At 66.6% G+C, this 5,133-nt stretch carries 5 protein-coding genes; 4 read left to right on the top strand and 1 reads right to left on the bottom strand.

Translation table 11 applies throughout. From position 1 onward, the window contains the following. Nucleotides 1-104: 104 nt before the first annotated feature. The gene (locus ACFWFI_RS40840; protein WP_387400732.1) at nt 105-698 is read left to right on the top strand and encodes a hypothetical protein; all 594 of its coding nucleotides are present in this window, start codon (nt 105-107) and stop codon (nt 696-698) included. A 4-nt stretch (nt 699-702) separates the two neighbouring features. On the opposite strand, the gene ACFWFI_RS40835 is transcribed toward ACFWFI_RS40840, so the two are convergent. Further along, a complete protein-coding gene (locus ACFWFI_RS40835; RefSeq protein ID WP_387400730.1) occupies nt 703-1,014 on the bottom strand; it encodes a ferredoxin in 312 nt (103 codons plus the stop codon). 241 nt (nt 1,015-1,255) lie between these two features. Between ACFWFI_RS40835 and arc the strand changes: the two genes are divergently transcribed. The 3 genes from arc (at nt 1,256) to ACFWFI_RS40820 (ending at nt 5,100) form a co-directional block, all read left to right on the top strand. Then, nucleotides 1,256-3,022 (top strand): proteasome ATPase, encoded by a 1,767-nt coding sequence (gene arc, locus ACFWFI_RS40830; protein ID WP_387400728.1) that lies wholly within the window; start codon nt 1,256-1,258, stop codon nt 3,020-3,022. A gap of 227 nt (nt 3,023-3,249) precedes the next feature. Further along, a complete protein-coding gene (dop, locus tag ACFWFI_RS40825) occupies nt 3,250-4,761 on the top strand; it encodes a depupylase/deamidase Dop (RefSeq protein ID WP_387400726.1) in 1,512 nt (503 codons plus the stop codon). A 120-nt stretch (nt 4,762-4,881) separates the two neighbouring features. Continuing rightward, a complete protein-coding gene (locus ACFWFI_RS40820; protein ID WP_073751996.1) occupies nt 4,882-5,100 on the top strand; it encodes a ubiquitin-like protein Pup in 219 nt (72 codons plus the stop codon). Nucleotides 5,101-5,133: the final 33 nt, after the last annotated feature.

Raw genomic sequence — 5,133 nt, 5'->3', positions numbered from 1 at the left:
CCCCTCGGGTGTGAGGTGTGGCACGATGCTGGCCACCCCCCGCCCGCCGACCTCCGTTCGGCACCGCCTACCCAGGCCTCCAGGAACCACAGGAGACATACCGCGTGCAGACCTCCGCGCTCCCGGACCTCGCGCACACCGACGCCAAGCCGGTGCACTGGCTCGCCACGGCCACGGCGATGGCCGCGGTCGTCGCCGCCGCGGGCCTGCTCCAGCCCGAAGCGGCAACCGCCACGGCCTCGGCGTCGGAGCACCACGTCGCCACGCAGCACGGCAGCGCTCCCGCCGCCGCGCCCGACCCCGCCCGTGTCACCTTCCCGCTCGACTGCGGCCCGGTCGGTCAGGCTGTTGCCCAAAGCGCCCCCGGGGACCTCGACGGGGACGGCGGACCCGAGACCGTGGCCGTCGTCCGCTGTGCCGCGGGTTCCGGCACCCCGCCCAGCGGCGTCTATGTCGTGACACAGCGGAACGGGGCCGCACCCCGGGTCGTGGCGACCCTGGTGGACCCCGCTCAGAAACTCGGCGTCACCGACTTCACCGTCCGTGACGGCCGGGTGTCGGCGACCCTGCTCGGCTACTCCTCGGCCGACGTGCCGCGCTGCTGTCCCGACGAGCTGGAGAGCGCCTCCTGGCAGTGGAAGGGCAACGCGTTCATCAAGTCCGCCGGCCCCGCCGGGAGCACCGCCCGGGGCGCCTGAGCCGTTACTCTGCGTCCGGACCGAAGACTTCCACATTGTCCGAAACGCGACGTACATGAATACAGTCGCCCGGGCATTCCTTGGCCGAGTCCACCACGTCCTGGAGCAGCGGCAGCGGCACCGGTGTGGTGGCGCCCTTGTCCTGGAGGAGCTCGTCCTCGTCGCCCTTCACGTAGGCCAGACCATCGATGTCCAGCTCGAACACCTCGGGTGCGTACTGCACACAGATGCCGTCGCCCGTACAGAGATCCTGGTCGATCCAGACCTCGAGGTCCTGAGTGTCGCTGTCGCCCGGAGCGTCCTGCTGCACGGTCATGTGTCCTGCCGTTCCCTGCGTATCTGCACCAATTGAAGCCAGCCCTGACGGGTGTTGAACGCTTCGACGATACAACCGGCTGCTTTCCGATGCCGAAGGGTGGGTATTCCCTTGGCGTGAGGGAGAGCGCAAGGGTGAAGATCGGACAGACTCCCGGGTCTTTGTGATCTAGGGGTTTCAATCATCACCCACCCAGGTAGGGTCAGGAAGCGTCCAGCTCCCCTTGGAGGAGGTGAGGACCGTGGCAGCCCACGACGACGACATCAACCGCGGCATCCGGCCCGGGCGGGGGTCAGAAGACCCAGCCGGCCAGGTCGCCTATCTCGAGCAGGAAATCGCCGTCCTGCGACGTAAGCTCGCCGACTCTCCGCGTCATTCGAGGATTCTCGAAGAGCGGATCGTCGAGTTGCAGACCAACCTGGCAGGCGTGTCCGCGCAGAACGAGCGGCTCGCCAACACACTCCGTGAGGCCCGCGACCAGATCGTGGCCCTCAAGGAGGAGGTCGACCGGCTCGCGCAGCCGCCGGCAGGCTTCGGTGTCTTCCTGCAGTCCAACGAGGACGACACCTGCGACATCTTCACCGGGGGCCGCAAGCTCCGGGTGAACGTCAGCCCCAGCGTCGAGCTCGACGGCCTCCGGCGAGGCCAGGAAGTCATGCTCAACGAGGCGCTCAACGTGGTCGAGGCCATGGCATTCGAGCGGGCCGGGGACATCGTCACCCTCAAGGAGATCCTCGAGGACGGCGAGCGCGCCCTGGTCGTCGGGCACACCGACGAGGAGCGGGTGGTGAGGCTCGCCGAGCCTCTGCTGGACATCACCATCCGTCCCGGCGACGCCCTCCTGCTCGAACCCAGGTCCGGCTACGTCTACGAAGTGGTGCCCAAGAGCGAGGTCGAGGAGCTCGTTCTCGAAGAGGTCCCGGACATCGACTACAACAAGATCGGCGGCCTGGGCGACCAGATCGAACTGATCCGCGACGCGGTCGAGCTCCCGTACCTCCACCCGGACCTCTTCAAGGAGCACGAACTCCGCCCGCCGAAGGGCATCCTGCTCTACGGCCCTCCGGGCTGCGGCAAGACACTCATTGCCAAGGCCGTCGCCAACTCGCTGGCCAAGAAGGTCGCCGAGGTCACCGGACAGCCCGCGGGGAAGAGCTACTTCCTCAATATCAAGGGCCCCGAGCTCCTCAACAAGTACGTCGGCGAGACCGAGCGGCACATCCGCCTGGTCTTCCAGCGTGCCCGGGAGAAGGCGAGCGAGGGCACCCCCGTCATCGTCTTCTTCGACGAGATGGAATCCCTCTTCCGCACCCGTGGTTCCGGAGTCAGCTCGGACGTGGAGAACACCATCGTCCCCCAGCTGCTCGCCGAGATCGACGGTGTGGAGGGCCTGGAGAACGTCATCGTCATCGGTGCCTCCAACCGTGAGGACATGATCGACCCCGCGATCCTGCGGCCCGGCCGTCTCGATGTGAAGATCAAGATCGAGCGTCCGGACGCGGAGGCGGCGAAGGACATCTTCGCTAAGTACCTCACCCCCTCGCTGCCGCTGCACTCGGACGATCTGGCCGAGCACACCGGCTCGAAGGAAGCCGCCGCCCACGCGATGATCCAGTCCGTCGTGGAGCGGATGTACACGGAATCCGAGGAGAACCGCTTCCTCGAGGTCACCTATGCGAACGGCGACAAGGAAGTCCTGTACTTCAAGGACTTCAACTCCGGAGCGATGATTCAGAACATCGTGGACCGGGCAAAGAAAATGGCCATCAAGGCATTCCTCGAGCAGGGCCAGAAGGGCCTGCGCGTCTCCCATCTCCTCCAGGCATGCGTGGACGAGTTCAAGGAGAACGAGGACCTGCCCAACACCACCAACCCGGACGACTGGGCCAGGATTTCCGGAAAGAAGGGCGAGCGGATCGTCTTCATCCGCACACTCGTCACCGGAAAGCAGGGCGCGGACACCGGTCGTTCCATCGACACGGTGGCAAATACCGGACAGTACCTGTAAAACGCAGACCGGCTGCGGGTGCCCGGCAGGGTATCCGCAGCCGGCCGTTTTCCCGGCAGCTCCGACCACACCCGAACAATGACGCAATTGATCTCCCCACCGGCGCAGAGGCGCTCTAGGCTCTGCCGTACCGCCGAGTCGCGCAGTGCGGGGACGGGCACCGCGGACCAGCAGCGGTACTTGAGCGCCGCTCCCGGACGGGAGCGACGCCGGGCAAGGAGGGCCGCATGACCGTACGGCGAGTGATGGGCATCGAGACGGAGTACGGGATCTCCGTCCCCGGACAACCCAACGCCAATGCCATGCTCACCTCGTCCCAGATCGTCAACGCCTACGCGGCGGCGATGCACCGGGCGCGCCGCGCCCGCTGGGACTTCGAGGAGGAGAATCCGCTGCGCGACGCGCGAGGCTTCGACCTCGCCCGTGAGACCGCGGACTCCAGCCAGCTCACCGACGAGGACATCGGCCTGGCCAATGTGATCCTCACCAACGGTGCGCGGCTGTACGTCGACCACGCGCACCCCGAATACAGCTCACCGGAGATCACCAATCCGCTGGACGCGGTGCTCTGGGACAAGGCCGGCGAGCGGGTGATGGCGGAAGCGGCCGAACGGGCCGCCGCGATCCCCGGGGCCCAGCCGATCCATCTCTACAAGAACAACACCGACAACAAGGGCGCGTCCTACGGCACGCACGAGAACTACCTGATGAAGAGGGAGACCCCCTTCTCGGACATCGTGCGCCATCTGACCCCGTTCTTCGTCTCCCGCCAGGTCGTCACCGGCGCGGGCCGGGTCGGCATCGGCCAGGACGGCCATGAGCACGGATTCCAGATCAGCCAGCGCGCGGACTACTTCGAGGTCGAGGTCGGCCTCGAGACCACGCTCAAGCGCCCCATCATCAACACCCGCGACGAACCGCACTCCGACGCCGAGAAGTACCGCAGGCTGCACGTGATCATCGGCGACGCGAACCTTTCCGAGATCTCGACCTATCTGAAGCTCGGCACCACCTCGCTGGTCCTGGCCATGATCGAGGACGGCTTCATCAACGTCGACCTGGCGGTCGACCAGCCGGTCCGCACACTGCACCAGGTCTCGCACGATCCCACGCTGAAGCAGCTCGTCACGCTCCGCAGCGGCCGGACACTCACCGCTGTGCAGCTCCAGATGGAGTACTTCGAGCTGGGCCGCAAGTACGTCGAGGAGCGGTACGGGGCGGACGCCGACGAGCAGACCAAGGATGTCCTGGCCCGCTGGGAGGACACCCTGAACCGCCTGGAGAACGATCCGATGAGCCTGTCCGGCGAGCTGGACTGGATCGCCAAGCGGGAGCTCATGGAGGGCTACCGGCGCCGTGACGGCCTCGACTGGGACGCCCCGCGGCTGCACCTGGTGGACCTCCAGTACGCCGACGTACGGGCCGACAAGGGCCTGTACAACCGTCTGGCCGCCCGAGGGAAGATCAAGCGGCTGCTCGACGAGAGTGACGTCGAGCGGGCCCGTACGAAGCCTCCCGAGGACACCAGGGCCTATTTCCGGGGCCGGTGCCTGGAGCAGTACGCGGACGACGTCGCCGCGGCTTCCTGGGACTCGGTCATCTTCGATCTGCCCGACCGTGACTCGCTGCAACGGGTACCCACGATGGAACCGTTGCGGGGTACACGTGCTCACGTCAAGGAGCTCCTGGACCGCTGCCGTACCGCGGAAGAGCTGGTCCGGACGCTGACAGGGGGCTGAAAGGCGTGCCGGCTGGGAATCAATCAGATGACCTCCGGACGTTGAGGAAAGTACCGGGCCAATGTCGGACCCCGTAGGTAGGGTCTGATCAAGTGCTTCGAACCGAGCGGGGTGAGCTACATGGCGACCAAGGACACCGGCGGCGGACAGCAGAAGGCGACACGTTCCACCGAGGAGACCGAGGAGCAGGCGCAGGAAGCGCAGGCGTCCGAGGACCTCGCGGAGCGGCAGGAGAAGCTCAGCGACGACGTGGACGACGTCCTCGACGAGATCGACGACGTACTCGAGTCCAATGCCGAGGATTTCGTACGCTCGTTCGTCCAAAAGGGCGGCGAGTAGCAGTCGGCGACCGGGACCGCCGGCCGACGGCTC

It is taken from the genome of Streptomyces sp. NPDC060209 (assembly GCF_042728155.1).
GTDB lineage: Bacteria > Actinomycetota > Actinomycetes > Streptomycetales > Streptomycetaceae > Streptomyces.
The sequence above is the reverse complement of the archived record's forward strand: the minus strand, read 5'-3'. Positions and strand labels throughout refer to the sequence as shown.

What these genes read in the sequence shown, in the direction of transcription:
- ACFWFI_RS40820 (WP_073751996.1), top strand. Translation starts at nt 4,882, where the DNA reads ATGGCGACCAAGGACACCGGCGGCGGACAGCAGAAGGCGACACGTTCC.
- dop (WP_387400726.1), top strand. Translation starts at nt 3,250, where the DNA reads ATGACCGTACGGCGAGTGATGGGCATCGAGACGGAGTACGGGATCTCC.
- ACFWFI_RS40835 (WP_387400730.1), bottom strand. Translation starts at nt 1,014, where the DNA reads ATGACCGTGCAGCAGGACGCTCCGGGCGACAGCGACACTCAGGACCTC.